Consider the following 24093-nt stretch of genomic DNA (forward strand, 5'->3'; position numbering starts at 1 on the left):
GGCCCGCGGGGCGGGGAGACCGCGCGGGACCGAGCGATTCCACTTCCTGGCAGGCTGGGCCACGGCGACGGAAGGGAACAAGAACCCCTGCGGAGTTGACGGAATCCGCCATAGTCTGGGGCCGATGGACGCACCGCGGACCGGCCCCGTGACGGATTCACTGGACCGGCGCATCATCAGCGCGCTGCAGATCGACGGCCGGGCAGCCTGGCACCGCATCGCGGCGGCCCTCGGCGAGCCCGAACGCACCGTCGTCCGCCGTGGCACCCGGCTGCTGGAGTCCGGCCTCGTACGGATCGGCGCGCTGCCGATGCGCGGCCGCAGTGTGGTGGTCGGTGTGCGCTGCGCCCCCGGCCGGGCCCGGATCACCGCCACCGCGCTGGCCCGCAGGTCCGACTGCGTCTTCGCCCACGTGCTCACCGGAACCCTGGACTGCCTCGCGGAACTACGGTGGCCCCGTGAACGGCTGGCGGGACTGGTGCTCGACGAACTCGCCGGTCTGCCGGGGGTGGTGGAGATCCGGACCCTCGCCGTGCTGCGGCATGCCCGCACCATCCGTGAGTGGCACGCGGGCCTGCTCACCGAGGCCGAGATCGCCGCCCTGAGGGGTGACGCCGGCGCCGACGGCGCGTCAGGGCCGGTCACCGATCCCCTGCCGACCAGTGAGACACCCCCCGAACTCTCCCGCGCCGACCGTCTGTTGCTCCATGCCCTCGCCGACGACGGGCGCCGCACCTACGACGAACTCGCGCGCGTCTCGGGCGTGTCGGAGGCCACCGCGAGACGACGCCTCGGCGCGCTGCGGCGCGAGGGCAAGGTCCGCATCCGGGCCGTGATCGAGCCCGCGGTGCTCGGGCTGCCCGTCGAGGCCGTCCTCTGGGTCCGCACGCCCCCGGCCCGGGTCGACACCGTGACGACGGCACTCGCCGGGTCCGCCCACGTCCGCTACGCGAGTTTCGCCACCGGCGCGCGTCAACTCCTCGTCCTCACCGCCTTCCCCGACGAGGACGCCCTCCACGCCTTCGTCACCCGCTCCCCGTGGCTCCCCGACGTGGCGTCCATCGACGTCTCCCTGGTCCTCACCACCCTCAAGCGCGGCGGCATGCCGGCCCCCTGGCTCCAGGACTGACCCGACGCCGTGCCGGGGAGAGAGCGGCGGCCCTCGGACACGACGGCCCTCAGACGGTGACGGTCTCAGACGGTGAGGGTCTCAGACGGTGAGGGTCTCAGACGGTGAGGGTCTCAGACGGTGACGACCCGTATCCCGGCCTCCTCGAAGCGGCGCACCGTCGCGGGCGCGGCGGCCGAGTCCGTGACCAGCGTGTCCACGGCCTCCGTCGCACAGATCCAGGCGAAGGCCCGCCGGCCCAGCTTGCTGGAGTCGGCCGCGACGACGACCCGCTCGGCACGCTCGCACAGCAGCCGGTTGACGGCGGCCTCCGCCTCGTCGTGCGCGGCCGCACCATGGGACACGTCGAGGGCGACGACACCGAGCACGGCCATGTCCAGGGTGATCCGGTCCAGCACCCCGTCGGCGAGCGGGCCCACGAGCTCGTACGACTGGGCGCGGGCCACCCCGCCCGTCACCACGATCTTGAACTGGGGGCGCACCGCCAACTCGCTGGCGATGTTGAGCGCGTTCGTGACGACGGTCAGCGCGGGCGCGCCGGACGCCAGATCGCCCCGCACGGCCAGGGCCCGCGCCACCTCCGTGGTCGTCGTGCCACCGGTCAGCCCCACCGCCTCGCCGGGCGCGACGAGATCCGCCACCGCCTTCGCGATGCGCTGCTTCTCGGTGGCACGCCGGGCCGTCTTGTAGCGCAGCGGCAGCTCGTACGAGACGCCGTGCACGACCGCCCCGCCCCGGGTGCGCACGAGCATCTGCTGCTCGGCGAGCCCGTCGAGGTCACGCCGGATGGTCGCGGCGGACACCCCCAGCTCGGCGGCCGCCTCCTCGACGTCCAGCCGCCCCCGTTCGACGAGCAGTTCGAGCAGTGTCTGCCAGCGTTCGGCGCGGGACATCCGTCTCCTCGTGCTTGAAGATGCTCGAAAGATGACTCTATCGTGCAGAAATAAGCATGAGCCCCGCGTATCCAGGGGAGGGTTCCCGCATGACCCATGTAGAGGACGAGCTGCACAGTCAGCCCGAGTGCTGGGCCCGCGTCGCCGCCGACGCCCCCGGACACGCCGGGGCCCTGCCGGCACCGGGGGAGCGGGTGGCGCTCGTCGGCTGCGGAACCTCGTACTTCATGGCGCGGGCCGCCGCCGGCTTGCGCGAGCGGGCCGGGCAGGGCGAGACCGACGCCTTTCCGGCCTCGGAGTTCCCCCACGGGCGGGCCTACGACCGCGTCGTCGCCCTCACCCGCTCGGGCACCACCACCGAGGTGCTGGACCTGCTGGGCGCGCTGCGCGGCCGTACCCGCACCACGGCGGTCACCGCCGACCCGGACACCCCCGTCATGACGGCCGCGGACGACCTGGTCGTGCTGGACTTCGCCGACGAGAAGTCCGTGGTCCAGACCCGCTTCGCCACCACCACCCTCACCCTCCTGCGCGCCCACCTCGGCCTGCACCCCGATGCCGCCGTCGCCGACGCGCGTGCCGCGCTGGAGGCGCCGCTGCCCGAAGGGCTTGTCGACAGCGCCCAGTTCACCTTCCTCGGCCGGGGCTGGACCGTGGGCCTCGCCCACGAGGCCGCCCTGAAGATGCGCGAGGCCGCCCTGGCGTGGAGCGAGGCCTACCCGGCGATGGAGTACCGGCACGGCCCCATCAGCGTCACCACCCGCTCCACGGTGACCTGGATGTTCGGCGAGGCGCCCGACGGCCTGGCCACGCAGGTGCGGGAGACCGGCGCGACCTGGGTGGCCGGCGGGCTGGATCCGCTCGCCGAACTGGTCCGCGCCCAGCGGCTCGCCGTCGCCGTGGCCGCCGCCCGCGGCCTCGACCCCGACCGTCCGCGCCACCTGACGCGTTCGGTGATCCTCGACGCGAACGACCGCTGAACCAGGAGGAGCCGTGCCCCTGACGACGACCGGTGCGCTGATCACCGAGGCGGCCGCCGCGCACTCCGCCGTGGCCGCGTTCAACGCCATCACCCTGGAACACGTCGAGGCGATCGTCGCGGGCGCCGAGTCCGTCGCCGCGCCCGTGGTCCTCCAGGTCAGCGAGAACGCCGTCAAGTACCACGACGGGGACCTGCTGCCGCTGGCCCGCGCCGCGTCCGCGGCCGCCGAGCGGGCGGCCGTGCCCGTCGCGCTCCACCTCGACCACATCCGGAGCGAGGATCTGCTGCGCCGGGTGGCCGACGCCGGCTTCAGCTCCGTGATGTACGACGCCTCCCGCCTGCCCTACCTGGACAACCTCGCCGCGACCCACGCCGCCGTTCAGTGGGCGCACGGCCAAGGGCTCTGGATCGAGGCCGAGTTGGGGCAGGTCGGGGGCAAGAACGGCGCCCCGCCGCTCGACGCGCACGCGCCCGGCGCCCGTACCGACCCCGAGGAGGCGCGGGCCTTCGTGGCGGACTCCGGTGTGGACGCGCTCGCCGTCGCCATCGGCAGCTCCCACGCGATGACCACCCGCACCGCGACCCTCGACCACGTCCTGCTGAAACGGCTGGCCGCCGCCCTCGACGTCCCCCTCGTCCTGCACGGCTCCTCCGGAGTCCCGGACGGCGAACTGCGCGCGGCCGTGGCGGGCGGCATCGCCAAGGTCAACATCGGCACCGCGCTCAACATCGCCCTGACCGGCGCGATCCGGGACCACCTCGCCGCCCGCCCCGACGCGGTGGACCCGCGCACGTACCTCGCGGCGGGCCGGACGGCGATGGCGGACACGGTCGGCCGGCTGATCGGCGTCCTGCGGACGGAGGAGACGCTTCCGCCCGCATAGCAGGGCCCGTACGCGTCCGTCCCGCGTGGGAATGTGACCGTCTCGCGAAGCACCCCTCCCCGGGAGCGAAGTGTGACGCCCGTCACTGATACGTTTCCGGTCATGCGGGAGACGGAGATCCACCTCGGTGAGCCACCGGACGTCGCCCTCACCGGTGTCGGCGTGCACGGCGTCGCGAGCCGCACGGACGTGTTCCGGCTGCCGGAGCTGTGGCAGCTGCACCTCTACCAGTACGAGGCCGAACTGACCGTCGACGGCACCACCCACACCATCCGCCCCGGCCGGGTCAGCCTCGTCCCGCCCGACACCACCGTCCGCTACCGCTACCGGGGCCGCTCCGAACACCTCTTCGCCCATCTGCGCATCGCCCCGTCCGGACCGCCCCGCACGGTGCCGGTCGTCCAGGACGCCGGCGCCGAACTCCCCGCGCTCACCGACCTGTTGCTCCAGGCGGTGGCCGCCGCGCCGAGCGAGCCGGACCGCACCCGGGCCGAACTGTGGACCGCCCTGTGGCGGGTGGCCCAGCTGACCCCGCCCGTCGCGGCCGCTCCCGGACCGCACCCGGCGGTCACCACCGCCATCGCCCACATCGAGGCCCACCTGGCCGCTCCGCTCACCATCCCGGAGGTGGCACGCGTGGCCGGCGTCTCCCACAACCACCTGACCCGGCTGTTCCACGCCGAGACCGGCGGCACCGTCGTCGCCTACATCCGCCGCCGCAGACTCGAACGCGCCCACCATCTGCTGCGCGCCACGACCCTCTCCATTCCCGCCGTGGCCGCCTCCGTCGGCATCCCCGACCTCCAGGCCTTCAACAAGGCCTGCCGCCGAGAACTGGGCGCTTCGCCGCGCGCCCTGCGCGGGGCCACCCTCACGGCGGGTGTCGCTAGGGCCTGTGTGATGTTGTGATCAATCGGCTGCTTGCAAGAGATCTCCGATCCAGATCATCGAGGCACGGAGTTCGAGACCGGCGAGATAGCTTTCGGGCGTCTTGTCGAAGCGTGTGGCGATGCCCCGCCAGGGCGCTGTCACGTTGTTGGGTGGGTAGGTGTCTGATGGTGCGTCGTGGCGTGGTGGAGCCCGGTTCCGGGCTGTGCTCAGGCCGTGGTGGAGGGGTAGGCGGCGCTGGTGATCTGTTCCCAGATGGCGAAGCGGACGGTCATCTCGGCTCGGTAGTGGTGTGCGGACAGCCGGTGGCGTCGGGGGCGGAAGTGGGGTGAGATGCCGCTGAACGCGGCCAGGAACCGCTGGGCTGCGCCGGTGCTGCGGAAGCCTTTCATCGCTCGTTCGCGCTGCCTTGTTGGCTGGTGGCTGTTCTCCGCCCGGTTGTTCAGCCCCTTGTGGGAGCGGTGCTCGACGGAGGGCATGACCTCGCGGTGGGCCGCGCCGTAGGAGCGGAGCTTGTCGGTGACGATCACCCGCGGCACCGCACCCGTGTTCTTCAGCAGGCGGCGGAAGAAGTATTTGGCCGCGGCTTTGTCCCGGCGGTTCTGTACCAGGATGTCCAGGACGTTGCCGTCCTGGTCGACCGCCCGCCACAGATACTTCTGTTCTCCATTGATCTTGATGAAGACCTCGTCCAAGTGCCACTTGTCACCAGGTCGGGGCCGGCGGCGGCGCAGCGAATCGGCGTACCGCTGCCCGAACTTGGCGCACCAGCGGCGCACCGTCTCGTAGGAGAGGACGATCCCGCGCTCGAGCATCAGCTCCTCGAGCTCGCGGAAGCTGAGGGGGAAGCGGTGGTACAGCCACACGCAGCGGGAGATGACCTCGACCGGGTATCGGTGCCCCTTGTACGACGGAGCCACGGCCCCCACGGAACAGCCCCCTCCAACACGATCAACCAGAAGATCATCCCACCCGCTCAGCCAACGTGACAGCGCCTTTCACCGAGGTGACCTGGCGGGAAGGCTCCCGCGGGCCGATGCGCTCACGCTTTCTGGCGCTGCGGGTGCGGCCGGCCGGCATCCGCTCCCGCCGCCTGGCCCAGGCCGCCGCCACCGCCGGGTACGGCCACTGGGACGGCGTCCTGCCCGAGGTGACGCTGCTGGCCGAATGGCCCGCCGACGCCGAAGCACCCACCGACTACTGGCTGTCCAGCCTTCCCGCCGGCACCCCCCTGGCCGAACTGGTCCGCCTCGCCAAGATCCGCTGGCGCATCGAGCACGACTACCGGGAACTCAAGCACGGCCTCGGCCTGGACCACTTCGAGGGACGTTCCTGGACCGGGTGGCATCACCACGTCACCCTGGTCACCGCCGCCCACGCCTTCCTCACCGAGCAACGCCTGGCCCCCAAAGCCGATACAGCGGACTCACCCTCTACCAGATCCTCGACACCATCCAGGACCTGCTGAACTGCTGGACCGGCACCTGCACCACCTGCCACCGCCCCCTGCCCAGAACGCCCACCACCAGCCCAAGCACAAGAGCCAGAGCAACCTAACGGAGTCCTACTAGCGATGAGTCCCAGGAGCTACAGGAACAGCGTGTGGGTCCGGCGACTGTTGGTGCGTCACATCCCGGACTGTCTCGATGGCTGCGGGCGGATTGTGGTCACCGTCGGGCAGCGCGGTAACTCCCCGCAGTTCGAGGCCATCCTGCCATGCCCGGGACGTACGGCCCTCGTGGTGGCCCACCGTCTGAGCACCGTCGCCGGCATGGACCGTCTCGTCGTCCTCGACCGAGGAAGCGTCGTCAAGCAGGGCACCCACGAGGAGCTGCTCACGGCGAGCGGTTCCTACGCCAAAGCTGTGGCAGCACCAGTCGGGCGGCTTCCTCGGCGAGAGCACCGAGCCGGCCCTCGGAGAACCGGTTCCAGGAGCCGGTCCCGGCGGGCTGCCCGGACCGGCCGACCCGGCGCCGGACGGGTACCGCAGGACGTCGTCGCCCGCTCGTACGGGCACCGGGTCCACGTGACCGAGTCGGTCACGGACATCCTCGCCCGCAGGCGGGAACCCGCCGCCGCCCGATCTGGCGCAGCAGGGAGTCGACCGGACGGCAGCACCTCGCCCGTCCGCCGGGAGCGGACGTTACCCGCGGTTGCACAGTCGCTACCCTCGGAAACCGGTCAGAAAAGCGCGCTGTCGGAGCGTCGCGAACGCGCAGGGTTTCAGTAAGGGTGCATCCCGCGGCGCGCGGGTAGGAGTACTGCCCATCCTCGAAAGAATCCCATTCCCAAGGGGGGTTCCCAACCTCGCGTGCCCCCTTGGTCACGCCCAGTGATGGGACATTGGCGGCATGTCGGTTTTATTTCTCTCATCTGAATGCTCCTGATGCGACGCCTATGGGGTAGTCGACCATAGGTTCCCTATGAATGTTTCAAGCCATTCGGGTGCGCGCCTCACAGGATCGCCCGGCTACAGTTTTCTGGTCTCTGCCGCACGAGTGCCCTCCGTTCCGCGTGCGGCCGTGACCTCTCGGTAGGTCGGTGTGGCGTCCGCAGTGCGGTTGAATCGGAAAGTGATGACAGGAATAACCCATGGGGCGCCAAGGGATCGAATTACCCAAACTTCCGCTGGCGTTCATTTAATAGCTTCCCCGTCGGAATACATTCCGGACGGTATCTACCTCGACCTTTCGCAGTCCCTTGGTCGACGTGTGCGTCTGAAATGCGAGGGCCTCAACCTCACAGGTTCCGTGAAGGTCAAGGCTGCGGCTGAGATGGTTGATTCCGCGGAGCGGTCCGCACTTCTGCAGCCGGGCGGCCGCATCGTCGAGTCGTCCTCGGGCAGCCTCGGTGTGGCACTCGCCATGATCTCTGCCGATCGTGGTTACGACTTCACCTGCGTCACCGACAACCGCTGCAACGAACGCAACCTCCGCCTCATGCGGGTGTACGGGGCCAATGTCGTCGTCATTGACGAGCCAGATCCTGTCGAAGGCCTGCTCGGGGCCCGCCTGCGGTATGTCGCCGACCTCTGCGCACGCGAACCGGACGTACTTTGGCTCAACCAGTACGCCAATGACAGCAATTGGCTCGCTCACTACAAGACCACCGGCCCGTCGATCGCGAATGCCTGCCCCGACGCGGAGATGGTGTTCATCGGAGCGGGCACGACCGGCACGCTCACCGGGTGCGCACGTTATCTCAAGCAGGTCGGGCATCCGGCCAAAATCATCGGCGTCGACAGCACCGGTTCCGTGACGTTCGGCGGACCGCCCGGCCCTAGACATATTCCGGGACTCGGAACGGGCCGCCGCCCGGAGATCGTCGATGAAAGCGTCATAGACGAGATCATCATGGTTCCGGAAGAGGACACCATCCGCATGTGCCGGACCATGGCGGCGCGCGGTTATCTCTTCGGCGGATCTACGGGAACCGTACTCGCGGGAATGATGCATCGAATATCCATGGAACGGGCCGATATGCCGGTCGTCGCAATTTCCCCGGATTTCGGTGAACGATACCTGGATTCCATCTACGACGACGAATGGGTCAAGGACCGGTTCGACCTGGGTGGCGGTACCGCGCAGATCACTCGCCGCCGGGTGGCGGTACCGGTGGCAGACGGCCAGGGGGTCATCTGATGGCTGAGCCTCACAACATCATAGGACTGTTCGAGAAGCAGGCACAGGAGTCGCCGGACAGTACAGCGGTCGTCTTCGGCGACGACCGGCTGACCTACCGGGAACTGCGCGAAGAGGCACGTCGTGTGGCCGGTCGGCTGCGAGGGCTCGGGGTCGGCCCCGAGACCCTTGTCGGCATGGCGTTTCCGCGGTCCGCGGACGCTGTGGTCTGCATGCTCGGGATCGTCCTGGCAGGCGGCGCCTACCTCCCCGTGAATCCTGCCTTCCCCGCCGAGCGGCTCAGTCGTGTGCTCGGCGACGCGCGTACACCCCTGGTGGTGTGTGCCCCCGAGACCGCCGAGACCATGCGCCGGGCACTCCCGGAGGGCACCGTCCTGCGCACGCTCCCGGAGCTGTTCGCCGACGACGCCGCGCCGGCGGACAGCGAACTGCCGCAGGCCGTCCCCGCGGACGCCCTGGCGTACGTGATGTACACCTCAGGCAGCACCGGGCGCCCCAAGGGCGTCATGGTGGAACACCGGGGGGTGGTGCGCCTGGTCAAGGACACCGACTACTTCGGGTTCTCACCGGACGAGCGTTTCCTGCTGACCGGAGCCCTGGAGTTCGACGCCTCGACCTTCGAGATCTGGGGCGCGCTCTTGAACGGGGCCGTCCTGCACATCGTCGACCAGGAGACACTGGTCGTCCCGCAGCGTCTGAAGCGGGCCCTGAAGCAGGCGCAGGCGACGGTCCTCTGGCTGACCGCACCGCTGTTCAACCAGCTCGTCGACGAGGACGTCCTGCTGTTCGAGGGCCTCGGCACGCTCCTGGTGGGGGGCGACGCCCTTTCCTGTCCCCACGTGAACCGGGTGCTCGAGGCCTGCCCGGACCTGCGGCTGCTCAACGGCTACGGCCCCACCGAGAACACCACCTTCACGACCGTCTTTCCTGTCGAGCGCTCCTACGAGTCGGCCATTCCGATCGGCCGCCCGATCGCCGGGACCACCACTCGTGTTCTCGACAGCGAGCTGCGTCCGGTGCCGACCGGACAGATCGGCGAGCTGTTCACCGGGGGCCTGGGGCTCGCGCGCGGCTACCTGCACAACCCCGAGGCGACGGTGAAGAGTTTCCTCACGCTCGACGGCGAGCGCTACTACCGCACCGGCGACCTGGTCAGCGCGGACTCCACGGGCGTGCTGTCGTTCCACGGCCGCAGCGACGACCAGGTGAAGATCCGCGGCCACCGGGTTGAGGTGAAAGAGGTCAACAGCGCACTCCTGGACGTCCCGGGCGTGCGCGACGCGTACACCGCCGTCCAGGACTCCGCAACGGGAAAGAAGCTGATCAGCTACGCCGTCACGGACCAAGAGGGCGACGAGGACATCGTGCTCAGCGAGCTGCGGCGCCGTCTCCCCTCGTACATGTGCCCAGAGCGGATCGTGCGGATCCCCCGGTTGCCGCTCAATGCCAACGGCAAGGTGGACATCACCCGGCTGCCCGCTCCGGCTACCTCCGTACGCCCCTTCACCGGGCGGCTGAGCCCCGAGGAGGAGAAGCTGGCCGCTCTCTGGGCGGAGGTGCTGCACCGCGAACCCGAGCTGATCGGCCCGGACAGCGACTTCTTCGAGCTGGGCGGGACATCCATCACAGCCGGAGCCCTCATCGGCAGGATCGGGCGCGTGCTGGGTGTGGCGCTGAGCTTCCAGGAGCTGTTCGCCACGCGCACGCTGCGCGGCATGACGCGCAGCGTGGCGGAGGGCGAGCCTCAGTCCTTCGCTGCCATCGCGGAGATACCGGCCGGCGGTGACCTGCCCCTGCATCCTCAGCAGCGTGGCCTGTACGCCCTGTGGCAGCTCGACGAGGAGTCGCTCGCGTACAACGTCCCGGCGCGTCTGGACGTGAGCGGGCACCTGGACCCCGAGCGGCTGCGGACCGCCCTGCGGCAGCTGGCGGGGCGTCATGACGCTCTGCGGACGCACTTCGTCACCGAGGTGGACGCTCAGGGCGGGCCCCAGGTGCGGCAGGTCGTCCAGGGCGCGGTGAACGTGCCGCTCGAGGTCCTGTCCCGTTCCGGGGCGCGGACGGACGAGGACGTCGTCGCCCGGTTCGTCCGCCCCTTCGACCTGGGGAACGGCCCGCTGCTACGGGCTCTGCTCGTGCAGGACGAGGACGGTGACGACCGCATTTATCTGGACGTTCACCACATCGTCTTCGACGGGGTGTCGCTCGCGCTCCTGGTCGACGAACTCCTCGACCTCTACGTCGGCGTCCGGCCCGAGGAACCGGCCGCCACCTACGCCGTGGCCGGCCGGTGGCTGGACGGAGAGCTGGAGACCGGTCGGTTCGCGCGGGACGGTGCGTACTGGCTGGAGCGGTTCCGGGACGCACCGCCGCCCCTGGACCTGCCGACGGACCACCCGCGTCCCGCCATCCGCAGCACCCGGGGTGCCGTGGTGCGACGCGAGCTGGGGACGGCGTGTCAGGACGCAGTGCGTCGTTGCGCCGCCGCTCACTCGGTCACCGACTTCTCCGTCCTGCTGATCGCCTACGCCACCGTACTGGCCCGGCTCAGCGGGCAACGGGAACTTGTCGTCGGTTGTCCGATGAGCGGGCGGGTGCATCCCGACCTGGACCGTGTGATCGGCATGTTCGTCAACACGGTTGCGCTGCGCCTGCAGATCGACGACAGCGCGACACTGGGTGACCTGCTGGCCCAGGCCGGCCGTGAGCACCGCAGCGGGCTGACCCACCAGGCCTATCCGTTCGACCGGCTGGTGGAGCAGGTGGCGCCCCAGCGGGATCTGAGCCGCAACGCGCTCTTCGACGCCTTCTTCGCGCTCCAGAACATCGACTTCCACGTCTTCCGCAAGCACGGGCGTCGCGTCACGGTCTCGCTGTTGCATCCCGGCACCAGCCGCTTCGACCTCAACCTGCAGGCATACCAGCGCCCGCAGGGGCTGCGCCTCGAACTCGAGTACTCAACCGCTCTGTTCACGCGGCAGTCGGCGGAGTCCCTGCTGGAGCAGATCGTGGCCGCCCTCGACGAGGTGCTGCACCGTCCCGGCCTTCCCGTATTCCCGCCGGCAACCAGGTCCGCCGAGCCGCCGACGGCCGTGCTCACCGCACCTGCCACCGACTTCGCTTTCTAGGGACCGCTACATGAGTAACGTCATTGCACTTCAGCAGGCGCTGCGCGCCCACCCCGAGCAGGCTGCGTACTGGCGGGCACAGCGGCATGCGTGGACCGAGCCGACCGTTCTGGTCCGGGACCATCTGCGCCGGAATCCCGAGGCCGGCCGGCAGGTGCAGGCAGCGATCCCCCCTTCGGCGGTCGCGGCGGCCGACAAGCTCACCAGCGGCGACCCGATGCTGCAGCGGGTGCTGGCCGGCGCAGTGCTCGCGCTGCTGGCCGCCCGCGCCACCGACCGGCAGGACGTGACCGTCTTCGTTCCGGTCGCCGGCACAGCCGTTCCGCTCTCGGTTCCGGTCGCGGCCGATCAGACCGGCCGCGGCCTGCTCACCGCGCTTCGGGCGCGCTACCTGGAGGCGGCCGAGCACCTCGACATCCCCGTGCAGGCGCTCCTGCGGCACGAGCAGCAGCAGCCGAGCGACATGATGCTGACGCTGGACTCCCAGCTCACGCCGGACCATGCCGAACAGGCAGGTTGCCCGGTCCTGTTCGATGTGCGGGCCGACACGGTCGCCGTCCACTTCGACCCCCGGCTGTTCACCTCCGGCACCGCCCAGCGGCTCGCCGACACCTACGCCCAGCTGTACGCCGTGTTGCTCGCCGACCCCGCAGCCCCTCTCGCGGCACACCTCGCCGCCGACGAGGCCGAAATCGCCGCGATCACCGGCGAGTTCAACGATACCGAGGCGCCGTTCCCTCACACCCGGACGCTGCACAGCTTCCTGGAGAAACGGTCCTCCGGCGACCCGTCGGCGATCGCCGTCGCCGACGACGCCACGACCTACGGCGAGCTGAACGCGGCTGCCAACCGCCTCGCCCGTGTGCTGCGCTCTCGCGGCGTACAGGCCGGCACCGTCGTGGGCGTGTGCCTGCCGCGCTCCAAGGACATGCTGGTCGCAATCTACGCGATCCTCAAGGCCGGCGGCGCCTATCTGCCGGTCGATCCCACCCTGCCGCGCAACCGCGTGGACTACATCCTCGACCACAGCGGAACCGCCCTGGTGGTGACCACGGACGAGACCCGCGAGGTCGTCGCCGACCGCGGGACGGTCGAGGTGACGGCCGCCTACGACGACACCCTCGACCCGCGCGATCTCGAACCTCTGAGCGGGCCCGATGACTTGGCGTACGTCATCTACACGTCCGGCTCCACGGGCAGGCCGAAGGGCGTCATGGTCGAACACCGCGCCATCGTGAACCGCCTCTGGTGGATGCAGCGGGCCTACCCGTTGGGCGGCGACGACGTCGTCCTGCACAAGACGCCCTTCACCTTCGACGTCTCCGTGTGGGAGATCTTCTGGTGGTCCCTCGCGGGCGCCTCCGTGGTCACCCTGCCGGGCGGCGAGGAGAAGAACCCGGAGCGGATCGTGGAGCGCATCGTCACGGCCGGTGTGACCACGCTGCACTTCGTGCCTCCCATGCTCAACGCGTTCCTCCAGTACGTCTCGGCGACCGGCACCGAGGGCCCGCTGAGCACCGTGCGCCGGGTCTTCGCCAGCGGTGAGGCGCTCGCCGTCGCGCACGCCGAACTGTTCCAGAAGGTCATCGGCGCCCATGCCCGGCTGGTGAACCTGTACGGCCCCACCGAGGCTGCCGTCGATGTCACCCACCAGCCGTGCGACACGGTAGACAGCACCCGGTCGATTCCCATCGGGCGCCCCATCGACAACATCCGCCTCTACGTTCTTACACGCGACGGGGCACACGCCCCGCTGGGCACCCCGGGCGAGCTGTGCATCGCCGGAGTGGGTCTGGCGCGCGGCTACCTCAACGCACCCGAGCTGACCGAGGAGCGTTTCCCACTCCATCCGTTCGAGCCGGCCAGCCGTATCTACCGCACGGGTGACCTGGCACGTCGGCTGTCCGACGGGACGATCGAATACCTCGGCCGCATCGACACGCAGGTCAAGATTCGCGGATACCGCATTGAGCTGGGCGAGATCGAGCATGTCGCGGGCGTCTGCCCGGGAGTCACCACCTGCGCCGTGACCGCGGTGGAGGACACCTCAGGGGAAAAGTCCCTTGCCGCCTACGTGGTCGCCTCAGCCGGCTTCGGCACTGACGCGCTGCGCCGGCACCTCGCCGCGGAACTGCCGTCCTACATGGTTCCGCAGCACATCGTCGAGGTCGACGCCATCCCGACCAACCACAACGGCAAGCGCGATCTCAAGGCGCTGCCGCGGCCCACGACCACGGCCACCGGCTCGGACGCCGCGGCTCCCGTCGTGGCGCCGCGCACCTCCACCGAGCAGGCACTCGCCGTCATCTGGAGCGAGGTCCTCGGCGTGGAGACGGTCGGCGTCCACGACAACTTCTTCGCCCTCGGCGGCGACTCGATCAAGTTCATCGGTGTCCTGGCCCGGGCTCGTGCCGCCGGTCTGCGGTTCTCCTTCCAGGACCTGTTCGCCCACCCGACCGTGGGTGAACTCGCCGGCGTCGCCGAGACCGGGGAAGCCTCCGGGGCCGGAAACGAGGCCCCGGTCCCCGTCGAGCCGTTCGCGCTGCTCACCCCGGCGGACCGTGCGGCCCTGCCACCGGGCTCGGTCGACGCCTACCCGATGTCCCAGCTGCAGATCGGCCTGATCTACGAGGCCGCCCGCAGCGATGTCGAAGGCCTCTACCACGACATCCTCAGCTACCCCGTCGGCGAGAGCGTCGACGTCGGCCTGTTCGAGCGGGCCGTCGCGCATGTCGCGGGCCGTCATGCGGTGTTCCGCACCTCGTTCCACCTGCACGGATTCAGCGAGCCGATTCAGGTCGTGCACGCCGAGGTCCCGTCCCCGCTCACCGTGCACGACCTGCGCACGCTGTCCGCCGGCGAACGCCAGGCAGCCCTGGAAGACTTCTCGCGGGAGGAGTTGCGCGCCGGCTTCGGCGACGGTACCCCCGACCTGGTCCGCGTTCACCTGCACCTGCTGGGACCCGAGGAGTTCCAGTACTCACTCAGCTACCACGACGCCGCCCTCGACGGCTGGAGCGTCAACACCATCCACCGCGACCTCTTCACCGCCTACTTCGCCCTGCTCGACGGCCGCGAGCCCGAGGCTCCCACGTACGACGTGTCCTACCGCGACTTCATCTCTCTGGAGCGACAGGCACTGGACTCCGGCGAGCAGCGCGCCTTCTGGCTGGACCTGATGACGGACGCGCAGAGCACCCAGCTGCCGCGCCACCGGGCCCAGACCCCACCGGGCGAGGACCTTCCCGAGGTCGTCATCCATGACGTCGGCCTCCCCGAGGGGCTGTCCGCGCGGTTGATCGAGCGTGCCCACCAGCTGCGCCTTCCGGTCAAGTCGCTGCTGCTCGCCGCGCACATCGCGGTGCTCGGTTTCGTCGCCGGCACGAACGACGTCCTGACCGGCTACGAGCACTCCGGACGCCCGGAGACGGAGGGCGGCGAGACCGTCCCCGGCCTGTTCCTCAACACCGTGCCGTTTCGGCTGCGTCTGCCCGACGACGGCACCTGGGCCGACCTGGCGCGTTCGGCGTACGAGGCGGAGAGCGACATGCTGCCGCACCGCCGCTTCCCCATGGCGGAGATCAAGCGCGCGGTCGGCAGTCGGGAGATGCTTTTCGAGACGGTCTTCAACTTCACTCACTTCCACGTGCTGAAGAGCCTGGGAGAGCGGGACGGGTTTGCTCTGGTCCGCTCTGTCGTCAATGCGCAGACGGAGTTCCCCTTCCGTGCCGAGTTCTCCCAGGACGCGGTCTCCGACGAGGTGCTGCTGAGCATCCACTACCACCCGGACGTCCTCGACGCGGCTCAGACAGCACGCATGGGAAGCTACTACACCCAGGCCCTCACCCTGCTGGCGAGCGAGCCTGACCAGCCGCTCGGCGCGACCTCGCTGATGAGCGCTGAGGAACAGGCCCTGCTGCGGGGGTTCAGTGGTGGGCCCCGGATGGAGTTGCCCGAGGGCACCTTCGTCGACGCGTTCGCCGCGTCGGTCCGGCGCCATCCCGACGCCATCGCCGTGCGGCATGGTGAGCGGGGCCTGACGTATGCCCAACTGGACGAGGAGTCAGACCGATTCTGCGCCTTCCTCGCCAGTCGGGGTGTGCGCGCCGGTGACGTGGTGACGACCATGCTGCCGCGTGGCATGGCCTGGGCGGTGACCGTCCTCGCCCTGCTGAAGAGCGGCGTCGTGTACCTGCCGCAGGAGCGCGCCTACCCCGCCGACCGCATCGCCTCCGTGCTCCGCCGCAGTGGCTGCCGCCATGTCGTCGCAGCCGACGAGGATGCCGCCCGCCTGCGGAGCGTGCTGGACGAAAGGCTCGACGGCATCGAGGTCCTCGCCTATGAGCAGGCCGCCTCGGTCGCTCCGGCCGCGCCCGCCACCCGGCCGGGTCCGGACGATGTCGCGTACATCATCTTCACCTCCGGTTCCACCGGGGAGCCTAAGGGCGCGACGATCCGCCACTCGGGCATGCTGAACCACCTGCTGGCCAAGGAACTCGACCTCAAGCTCGCCAAGTCCGACCGGGTGGCGCAGATCGCCACCCAGTGCTTCGACATCTCGGTGTGGCAATTGCTCGTCGCCTGGATGTGCGGCGGCAGCACCGTGATCTACGGGCAGGACGAGATCGTCGAGGCGGGTGCGTTCCTCGCGGCTCTGCGCGAGGACGGCATCACCATCCTCGAAGTCGTTCCCTCCTACATGGACGCGCTGCTCACCGAGGTCGAGCAGCGCCCGGCCGGCCTGCCCGACCTGCGGTTCAACATGGTGACGGGCGAGCCCCTGCCGCCCGGCCTGACACGCCGCTGGTTCGCGCACTACGACGTCCCGCTCGTCAACGCCTACGGCCCCACGGAGGCATCCGACGACGTCACGCACCACGTCATCGAGCACCCGGTGCAGGACACCCGGACCCCTGTCGGACGGCCGGTCGTCAACACCGGCATCCATGTCGTGGGCTCCGATGACACGCCGCGTCCCATCGGCGGTTACGGCGAGATCTGTGTAACCGGCGCGGGTGTGGGACTCGGCTACGTCAACGACGAGGAGCGCACCGCCGCGGTCTTCGTCGCCAACACCCTCGATGACCGGTCGCAGGTCATGTACCGCACTGGCGACGTGGGGCGCTGGCTGCCCGACGGCAACCTGGACTGCGCGGGCCGCGTCGACCACCAGGTCAAGGTGCGCGGCCACCGCATCGAGCTGTCCGAGATCGACAGCGCCCTGGAACGGCTGCCCGGAGTGGACGGTGCCGTCACCCTGGCCCGAGAACTACGCGGCGAGAAGCGGCTCGTGGCGTTCTACTGCGGTACGGCGGAGCCCGACCTGCCCACGTTCCACGCCGGTCTGTCGGCTTCGCTGCCCGCCTACATGCACCCCGAGATCCTGGTGCGCATGGCGGAGTTCCCGCTCACCGGGAACGGCAAGGTCGACCGCAAGGCCCTTGCCCGCCACGACCTGGCCGCCGTCAGCCGCACCGACGTCGTGCCCCCGGCGGACGAGGACGAGCGGCTGGTACGGGACCTGTTCGCCGAGGTGCTGGGCCATGACCCGAAGACCGTCGGCGTCACCGACAACTTCTTCGAGATCGGTGGCCACTCACTGGCCGCGATGAAGGTCGCGGCGGCCACCGAAGGCCGTATCTCGCTGCGGGACCTGCTGGCCCAGCCCACGGCACGGCATCTGGCACGAGGGCTCGTGCGGCAGACCGGCACCCAGCGCGACCTCCTGGTCGACCTCACCGCGGCCGCGGGCGGCGCGGGCGACCGGCCGCGGGCGACCGTGGTGTGTGTTCCCTTCGCGGGAGGCAGCGCGGTCAGCTACGTCGCCCTCGCCAGGGAATTCGGCCAGGCGGGAATGCCGGTCCGCGTGCTCGGCGTGGAACTGCCCGGACGTACCCGACACGACAGTTTCGCTCCCGTCCCAGTGGAACAGCTCGCGGAGCAACTCGCCGAGGAGATACAGCGCTCGGTCGACACCCCCGTCCTGCTGCTGGGCCACTGCGCCGGATCCGCGCTCGGCCTCGCCACCGTGCCCCGGCTGCGCGAGCGCCGAGTGGACGTGCGAGGACTGCTCGTGATCGCCAAGCTACTCAAGTCCGTGGACCCCTCCGCGCACGCCTCGAACGAGGTGGTCGACATGTCGGAGGAGGAGATCCTGACCTGGCTGGTGGACAACACCGGCCTGCAGGACATCGCCGGCCTCGGGGCCAAGGAGCGAACGGACCTGGCCCGCGCCTTCCAGTACGACACGGCCCAGGCCACGCGCGCCTTGCACCAAGCCCTGTCCACGCTGCCCGCGAGCCGCCTCGATTGCCCGCTCACCGTCCTGCTGGCCGAGGACGACCCACTGGCGCAGGGCCACAAGGAGACGGCACGCAACTGGGAGCTGTTCAGTGACGCCGTACGGGTCGAGGTCGGCGCCGACGGCGGCCACTACCTCAACGCGACCCATCCCGAGCGGATCGCCGCCGCCCTCCGCGCAGGTCTGGGGATATGACCTCGTGACCACCGTGACCATCGTGCTCATGGGCGCCGTGACGTTCGCCCTGCGGTTCTGCTTCTTCGGACCGCTCAAGCCGGAGCAGCTGCCGGGCGGCATCGAGCGGGCCCTGCCCTACGTGATGCCCGCCGTCCTGATGGCGATCATCGTGCCGTCCGTCATCCTCGCCCCGTCCCCGGACGACGGCCCCGGCTGGCTCTCGCCCTATCTGGTGGGCGCGCTGGTCGGGTTCGGAGTGGGCGTCTTCAAGAAGGACAACTTCTTCCTCGTCTTCGCCTCCGCCGTCGCCGCGTTCGCCCTGGCCAAGTTCCTGCTGTGACGGAGTCCACGATGAGCACATCCTCCACACCCGCCCGGCCGGTGAGCCGCGGGCGGGAGATCCGCACCGGACTCCGCGACGCGACCCCCCTCGCACTCGGTGCCCTGCCCTTCGGGCTGCTGTTCGGCGCTGTCGGACAGCAGGCGGACCTCAGTCTGCTCGACACCATGCTGTTGAGCGCCCTCGTCAACGGCGGCTCCGCCCAGATGATCGCCACAGGCCTCATGGCGTCCGGCACGGCTTGGTTCCTCGTCGTCGCGACCTGCCTGGTCGTGAACATGCGGCACGTGTTCTACTCGGCGGCCCTGTCGGCGAAGGTCCGGCATCTGCCGACGCTGTGGCGGGCCGTGCTGGCCTACGGCATGATCGACGCGATCTACGTGCTGGCCGCCAAGCGGTACGAGAACGCCACCGACGACCGGCGCGGCCAGCAGCACTGGTACGTCCTGGCCGCGTCGGTCCTGATGTACGTCGGCTGGCTCTCCAGCACTCTGGTCGGCTACGTGTTCGGCAAGGACGTCACACGCATCGACGGCCTGGGACTCGACTTCGCGATCTACGCCACGTACATCGGCCTGGTCGTCTCCTGCTTCACCAGCAAGCGCGCCGTGGCTGCCGGCCTGATGGGCGGCGTGCTGGCCTTGGCCCTGCATCGGCTGCCGTACCAGAGCGGCCTGTTCTGCGCCACGCTGGCAGCAACCGTCGCCCTGGCGCTGTGGGAGGGCCGCGTGCGGGCCGAGGACGGCACACCCAAGAGCGCCGAGCAGGAGCCGACCGCCAACGGCTGAGAACCGGCCCTGACCACCCCATTCGTTTTCCGTTCATTCGAGGAGCTCCGCCTTGTCCACTGTCCCTCCTTTCTCCGTCGTCAGCGGAGCCACCGTGCACGACGTCCTCGTCGGCCGTGAGCAGGACATCGTCGACCTCATCGCCCGGGCATATACGGCCCACGGCCGGGAGCAGACCGTCAACCCGCCCAGCTACTTCCTTCGCTTCCCGGACCGGCCGGACTCCCGCATCATCGCGCTGCCCGCGTCCCTGGGCGCCGAGTTCGCAGTGGACGGCATCAAGTGGATCTCCAGCTTCCCGGCCAACATCGCCTCGGGGCTGCCCCGGGCCTCTGCTGTCCTGATCCTCAACGACCACGACACCGGTTACCCGTTCGCGTGCCTGGAGAGTTCCATCATCAGCGCCACGCGCACCGCGGCGTCCGCCGCGCTGGCCGCGGACCGGCTGCACACCGGCCGGGAGCGCCCGCGCCGCGTCACCTTCGTCGGCACCGGCCTGATCGCCCGCTACATCCACCAGTATCTGTCCGGCACCGGCTGGGACTTCGATACCATCAACATCTACGACCACGCCCCGGAATACGCCCGCAGTTTCGCCGACTACGTCTCGGGCACGGGACACGGCGGCACCGTGAACGTCCTGGACGACGCCGAGACGGCCGTCCGCGCCTCCGAGCTGATCATCTTCGCCACCACGGCGGCGGAACCCCACATCAAGGACGTGGACTGGTTCGCGCACAATCCGACAGTGCTCCACATCTCCCTGCGGGACCTCTCGCCGGAGATCATCCTGTCCGCCACCAACATCGTGGACGACGTCGAACACTGCCTGAAGGCGCAGACCTCACCCCACCTCGCCGAACAGGCCACGGGAGACCGTTCGTTCATCGACGGCACCCTCTACGACGTGCTGGAGGGCAAGGCCGAGATCCGCGCCGATCGCCCGGTGGTCTTCTCGCCGTTCGGACTCGGCGTGCTCGACCTGGCCGTGGGTGCGCACGTCTACAGCGAGGCGACCCACCGTGGCCTGGTGACCCCTGTCCCCGGTTTCTTCCACGACCTGAACCGTTACGCCTGACACTGAGGATGTGACGCGGTGACGCAAGCCGTTGCGGTGGCGGGTGGTGCGGCCGGGTAGCACCGTCGGTGACGGCTGAGGGCCCGCCGGACGTTGACGCGTCGGCGGGCAAGCACAAGGTACGCAGCGTGACTGTTGACTCCCCGTGAGGTCGTTGGAGGTCGCCCGAAAATCGTCCGGGTCGGGTGTGCTGTGGCCAACAGTGCTGCTCTGCGAACGGAGTACGGCTGCAGCTCGAAGAGTTGATGTTCTCCTCGGTGGAAGGTGTGTCCGTGGAGTCGGTCGAGGTGACCGACACGGTTGTCCGGCTGGAAGCCCGGTCCACGGCAAACCGGGCGGCCTAATCCGGAATTAAGAGCGGTCCGTTGGGGGCGACATCCGCGACGGAGCGTTCGAGTGGTGGCGGCCCGTGCGGTGCCGAGTGGATGCAAGCGGGCGGCTCGGCCCATGAGGCCTTCGGACAGACGGGGCACATCTCGGCCCGCATTGGCCGCCACCACGAACCGATGGAAGCCCCCGGAACGCTGGACGTACGCCGGAGGCTCAGCTCAAAGCGAGCCCGAAGGGTGTTGGCGCCCGCTGGCGCTGGGCGGACGCTTGACGTCCCTCCCGGCCTGCGATGCCTACCGAAAGAACGGCGACGCCCAGCGTCAACGAGCGTCAACACCACTTCGAGCATCACTCGTTGGTGTTGGTGATGCGAGCCCACTCCACGGTGACCTCTTACGACGCCCGAGCACTGAGCTCCCGCGAAGACCGAGGCCCGCGGGGCGAGCTGGTGCCACGAACAGCTACTGAGGTGGCGGACCGGCCGTGAGGGGCTGAGTCCTGGGATTAGGTCGCTGCGTGGCGCGCGTGAGCTCGCGAACGATCAGGAAGAGCATGGCGGAGGGGACAAACTTGATCTACTGCGGTATCGACTGGGCCGAGCGCACACACGACGTCGCCCTGGTCGACGACAGCGGCCAGCTGCTCGCCAAGCGGCACATCACCGACGACGCGGCTGGCTACAAGATCCTTCTGGACCTGCTCGCCGACTACGGCGACTGTGAGGACAACCCGATCCCGGTCGCGATCGAAACCTCCCGCGGACTGCTTGTGGCCGTGCTGCGGACCGGTAAGCGGCAAGTGTTCGCCATCAATCCGATGGCCGCTTCCCGCTACCGCGATCGGCACTCCGTTTCCCGCAAAAAGTCCGATCCCGGCGACGCCCTGGTCCTGGCGAACATCTTGCGCACCGACATGCACGCCCACCGGCCGCTGCCACAAGACAGTGACCTGGCCCGCGCCGTCGCAGTTCTTGCACGTGCCCAGCAGGACGCCGTCTGGAATCGCCAGCAGATCGCCAACCAGCTCCGCTCCTTGCTGCGTGAGTACTACCCGGCTGCCCTGGCAGTCGTGGAGACCTGGAAGAAGGGCCTTTGCCGGCCTGAGGCACACGAACTCCTCCGCCTCGCTCCCACGCCGACGCGAGCCGCAAGGCTGACCCGTGCGCAACTCCAGTCGGCCCTCAAGCGGGCCGGCCGCCAGCGCGGCATCGAAGCGGAAGCCGACCGCCTCCACGAGGTCCTCCGAGGCGACTGGGCTCATCAGCTGCCCCTCGTCGAAGACGCTCTCGGCAAGCAGATGCTCGCCCTGCTCATTCAGCTTGAAGCCGCCTGCAAAGCTGCCACCGACCTCGAAGAGGCGGTGGCAGAAGCATTTCCTCAGCACCCGGATGCTGAGGTCACCCTCAGTTTCCCCGGCCTCGGCGTCCGGGTGCTGGCCGAGATCGGTGACGACCGGCAGCGCTTCTCGGACGCCCGTGGGTTGAAGGCCTATGCCGGCGCATCACCTATCACCAGGGCGTCCGGCAAGAAGTCCAGCGTCACCAGGCGCTGGGTGAAGAATGACCGTCTCACCCATGCCGGCTACCTCTGGGCCTTCTCTGCCATCAGCGCCTCTTCTGGCGCCAAGGCGCACTACCGCAGGCGCCGTGACGACCATGGTGACTGGCACGCAGCGGCTCAGCGAAACCTCTTCGATCGCATGCTCGGACAGCTCTACCACTGCCTCCAACGCCACGAGCTATTCGACGAACAGACTGCGTTCCCCGTCGAACTCGCCGTCGCGGCTTGACACGTTAAGCGCCTGAGGTGTCTGTCCGGGATGCGATCGCTGGGTGAGTGGAAAACACGGCTCCTACCTGCGGTTTCGCCGTGATCTACCGACGGCCGGCGAGTTCGTTGTGGTGGCACTACGAGTGCGCCGGTTCGTCTGCATGGAAGACTCCTTGTCCGCACAAGACCTTTGCCGAGCAGGCACCCGGTCTCACCCCGCCGGTTCGGCGCCTTCGGGGCGCCCGTCAGCCGGAACACCCTGCTGAGGTGGCCCTCCCCTCATAGCGTGGAGCCCGTGATTGCAGGGGAAGTTGGGGTTCATGGGGTCCAAGAAACAGCCGTACGACGCCGAGTTCCGTGAGGGCGCCGTTCGCATCGTGATCGAGACTGGGAAGCCGGTCCCGGAGGTAGCCGAGGAACTCGGCATCAACCCCGGCACCCTCCACAGCTGGGTCTCGCGCTGGCGCCGTAACGGAACGGCGTCGTCGGACCGGCCCGCGCAGACCGCGGCCAGCGGGCGGGTGCGCGAGGCCGAGCGCGTGGAACTGGAGCGGCTGCGGCGTGAGATGAGCGAGAAGAACAAGCGCATCCGGGAGCTGGAGATGGAGCGTGATGTCCTCAAGCGATGCATGGTCCTCTGGGTGAAGTGACCGAGAACGCTCCGGAGGCGCTGGTCGCCTTCATCGGTAACCAGAGGGCCGAGTACGGCGTCCCGCACCGGGTGGCCTGCCGGGTGGCCGGGGTGAGCGAGGCGTGGTTCTACAAATGGCGCCGCCGGCCGGACGAACCGACGAACCGCGAGGTCAGACGCGCGAGGCTGGAGGAGAGGATCGTGTACTTCTTCCGGGAGTCGGGCCGGACCTACGGCTCGCCGAGGATCACGCTCGATCTGTGGGCGGAGGGCTGGCAGGTCTCGGAGAACACGGTCGCCAAGATCATGGCCGAGCTCGGGCTCCAGGGTCGCAAGCCCCCGCGGCGGCGGTCGTTGACCCGGCAGGGCAAGCGGAAGGCCGCCCCTGACCTGGTGCACCGCCGGTTCGAAGCGGTGGCGCCGGATGTGCTGTGGTACGGCGACATGACGGAGATCGAGACCGCTGAGGGCAAGGTCTACCTGGCCACGGTCCTGGACGCGTTCTCGCGCCGCTGCCTCGGGTACGCGATGGGCGAGCACCACGATGCGGCCCTGGTCGGCGCGTCCTTGCAGATGGCCGCAGCGACGCGGGGCGGTCGCAGGGACGGGACGATCTTTCACAGCGATCGCGGGGCGGAATATACGTCCGAGGCGTACAACGGCCTGTGCGACCGGTTGGGCGTGGTGCAGTCCATGGGGCGGGTGGGGTCGGCGCTGGACAACGCCGCCGCGGAGTCGTTCAACTCGCTGATCAAGGTGGAGTACATCCACCGGCATCGCTTCGCGACCCGCACCGAGGCGCGGCTGAGGATCGCGACCTGGATCACCGGGTTCTACAACCCCAGGCGCAGGCACAGCGCGGCCGGCGGCCTGCCGCCGGAAGAGTTCGAACGGATCATCATCGAAGCACGCAACCAGAGCGGCCAGAGGTGCCAGGCCGCATAGAAGAGGTCTCTACGAAACGAGGGGATTGACAGAGGCTCATCACTCACTGGTTCATCGAGCGGCCCGGCATCGAGAGAGTCGGCGGTTGTGGCCGTGGGTGAAGGGGCGCAAGAAGGTGCGGCATCCGCGATGGGATTCGGCTCGTCGACCGCAGTGACGGCATGCCAGGGTTGCACCTCGCGGATGTTC

15 protein-coding genes and 4 pseudogenes are annotated in these 24093 nt (G+C 69.4%); 16 read left to right on the plus strand and 3 right to left on the minus strand.

Annotation, left to right across the window (positions count from 1 at the left end):
• Nucleotides 1-148: 148 nt before the first annotated feature.
• Entirely contained in the window at nucleotides 149-1129 is a 981-nt protein-coding gene (locus E4N62_RS21830) for an Lrp/AsnC family transcriptional regulator (RefSeq protein ID WP_230216868.1), read from the plus strand.
• Between the two features lie 113 nt (nucleotides 1130-1242).
• Here E4N62_RS21830 and E4N62_RS21835 read toward each other — a convergent pair whose 3' ends face one another.
• Nucleotides 1243-2022, minus strand: coding sequence for a DeoR/GlpR family DNA-binding transcription regulator (locus E4N62_RS21835; protein WP_230216870.1), 780 nt, complete (start codon nucleotides 2020-2022; stop codon nucleotides 1243-1245).
• Nucleotides 2023-2111: 89 nt separating this feature from the next.
• Between E4N62_RS21835 and E4N62_RS21840 the strand changes: the two genes are divergently transcribed.
• The 3 genes from E4N62_RS21840 (at nucleotide 2112) to E4N62_RS21850 (ending at nucleotide 4797) form a co-directional block, all read left to right on the plus strand.
• Nucleotides 2112-3002 carry an SIS domain-containing protein gene (locus tag E4N62_RS21840; RefSeq protein ID WP_230216872.1) on the plus strand — a complete coding sequence of 297 codons (891 nt, stop codon included), beginning with the start codon at nucleotides 2112-2114 and terminating at the stop codon, nucleotides 3000-3002.
• Nucleotides 3003-3015: 13 nt separating this feature from the next.
• On the plus strand, nucleotides 3016-3888 hold the full coding sequence (locus E4N62_RS21845) for a class II fructose-bisphosphate aldolase (RefSeq protein ID WP_230216874.1): 873 nt from the start codon (nucleotides 3016-3018) through the stop codon (nucleotides 3886-3888).
• A gap of 102 nt (nucleotides 3889-3990) precedes the next feature.
• Nucleotides 3991-4797 (plus strand): AraC family transcriptional regulator, encoded by an 807-nt coding sequence (locus E4N62_RS21850; RefSeq protein ID WP_230216876.1) that lies wholly within the window; start codon nucleotides 3991-3993, stop codon nucleotides 4795-4797.
• Here the strand turns inward: E4N62_RS21850 and E4N62_RS49540 are convergent.
• Together E4N62_RS49540 and E4N62_RS21855 are read right to left on the minus strand one after the other, a co-directional pair.
• A pseudogene (locus tag E4N62_RS49540) lies at nucleotides 4798-4980 on the minus strand (hypothetical protein); the annotation flags it as partial.
• 5 nt (nucleotides 4981-4985) lie between these two features.
• Nucleotides 4986-5705: an IS6 family transposase gene (locus E4N62_RS21855; RefSeq protein ID WP_230216878.1), complete on the minus strand. Its 720-nt coding sequence runs from the start codon at nucleotides 5703-5705 to the stop codon at nucleotides 4986-4988.
• Between the two features lie 65 nt (nucleotides 5706-5770).
• Here E4N62_RS21855 and E4N62_RS21860 point away from each other — a divergent pair.
• The 12 genes and pseudogenes from E4N62_RS21860 to E4N62_RS21910 all read left to right on the plus strand — a co-directional run.
• Nucleotides 5771-6244: pseudogene (locus E4N62_RS21860) on the plus strand (transposase); the annotation flags it as partial.
• A 255-nt stretch (nucleotides 6245-6499) separates the two neighbouring features.
• Nucleotides 6500-6806 (plus strand): annotated as a pseudogene (locus tag E4N62_RS21865) (ABC transporter ATP-binding protein); the annotation flags it as partial.
• A gap of 546 nt (nucleotides 6807-7352) precedes the next feature.
• Complete coding sequence (gene sbnA, locus E4N62_RS21870; RefSeq protein ID WP_230217088.1) at nucleotides 7353-8417, plus strand: 2,3-diaminopropionate biosynthesis protein SbnA; 1065 nt, start codon at nucleotides 7353-7355, stop codon at nucleotides 8415-8417.
• Nucleotides 8417-11545, plus strand: coding sequence for a non-ribosomal peptide synthetase (locus E4N62_RS21875; protein ID WP_230216880.1), 3129 nt, complete (start codon nucleotides 8417-8419; stop codon nucleotides 11543-11545). Before sbnA ends, E4N62_RS21875 begins: the two co-directional genes overlap by 1 nt.
• A 10-nt stretch (nucleotides 11546-11555) precedes the next feature.
• Nucleotides 11556-18041, plus strand: a complete 6486-nt coding sequence (locus tag E4N62_RS21880; protein WP_230216882.1) for a non-ribosomal peptide synthetase — start codon at nucleotides 11556-11558, stop codon at nucleotides 18039-18041.
• A 4-nt stretch (nucleotides 18042-18045) separates the two neighbouring features.
• Nucleotides 18046-18363 carry an AzlD domain-containing protein gene (locus E4N62_RS21885; protein ID WP_230216884.1) on the plus strand — a complete coding sequence of 106 codons (318 nt, stop codon included), beginning with the start codon at nucleotides 18046-18048 and terminating at the stop codon, nucleotides 18361-18363.
• 11 nt (nucleotides 18364-18374) lie between these two features.
• The gene (locus E4N62_RS21890) at nucleotides 18375-19151 is read left to right on the plus strand and encodes an AzlC family ABC transporter permease (protein ID WP_230216886.1); all 777 of its coding nucleotides are present in this window, start codon (nucleotides 18375-18377) and stop codon (nucleotides 19149-19151) included.
• Between the two features lie 52 nt (nucleotides 19152-19203).
• On the plus strand, nucleotides 19204-20229 hold the full coding sequence (gene sbnB, locus E4N62_RS21895; protein ID WP_230216888.1) for a 2,3-diaminopropionate biosynthesis protein SbnB: 1026 nt from the start codon (nucleotides 19204-19206) through the stop codon (nucleotides 20227-20229).
• 882 nt (nucleotides 20230-21111) lie between these two features.
• Nucleotides 21112-22347, plus strand: coding sequence for an IS110 family transposase (locus E4N62_RS21900; protein WP_230216890.1), 1236 nt, complete (start codon nucleotides 21112-21114; stop codon nucleotides 22345-22347).
• A gap of 31 nt (nucleotides 22348-22378) precedes the next feature.
• Nucleotides 22379-22594 (plus strand): annotated as a pseudogene (locus E4N62_RS49545) (hypothetical protein); the annotation flags it as partial.
• Between the two features lie 54 nt (nucleotides 22595-22648).
• The gene (locus E4N62_RS21905) at nucleotides 22649-22978 is read left to right on the plus strand and encodes a transposase (protein ID WP_230216267.1); all 330 of its coding nucleotides are present in this window, start codon (nucleotides 22649-22651) and stop codon (nucleotides 22976-22978) included.
• The gene (locus E4N62_RS21910; protein WP_230216265.1) at nucleotides 22975-23904 is read left to right on the plus strand and encodes an IS3 family transposase; all 930 of its coding nucleotides are present in this window, start codon (nucleotides 22975-22977) and stop codon (nucleotides 23902-23904) included. The genes E4N62_RS21905 and E4N62_RS21910 overlap by 4 nt, the downstream gene beginning before the upstream one ends.
• The last annotated feature ends 189 nt before the right edge of the window (nucleotides 23905-24093 follow it).

Source organism: Streptomyces sp. MNU76, assembly GCF_020982545.1.
Lineage (GTDB): Bacteria > Actinomycetota > Actinomycetes > Streptomycetales > Streptomycetaceae > Streptomyces.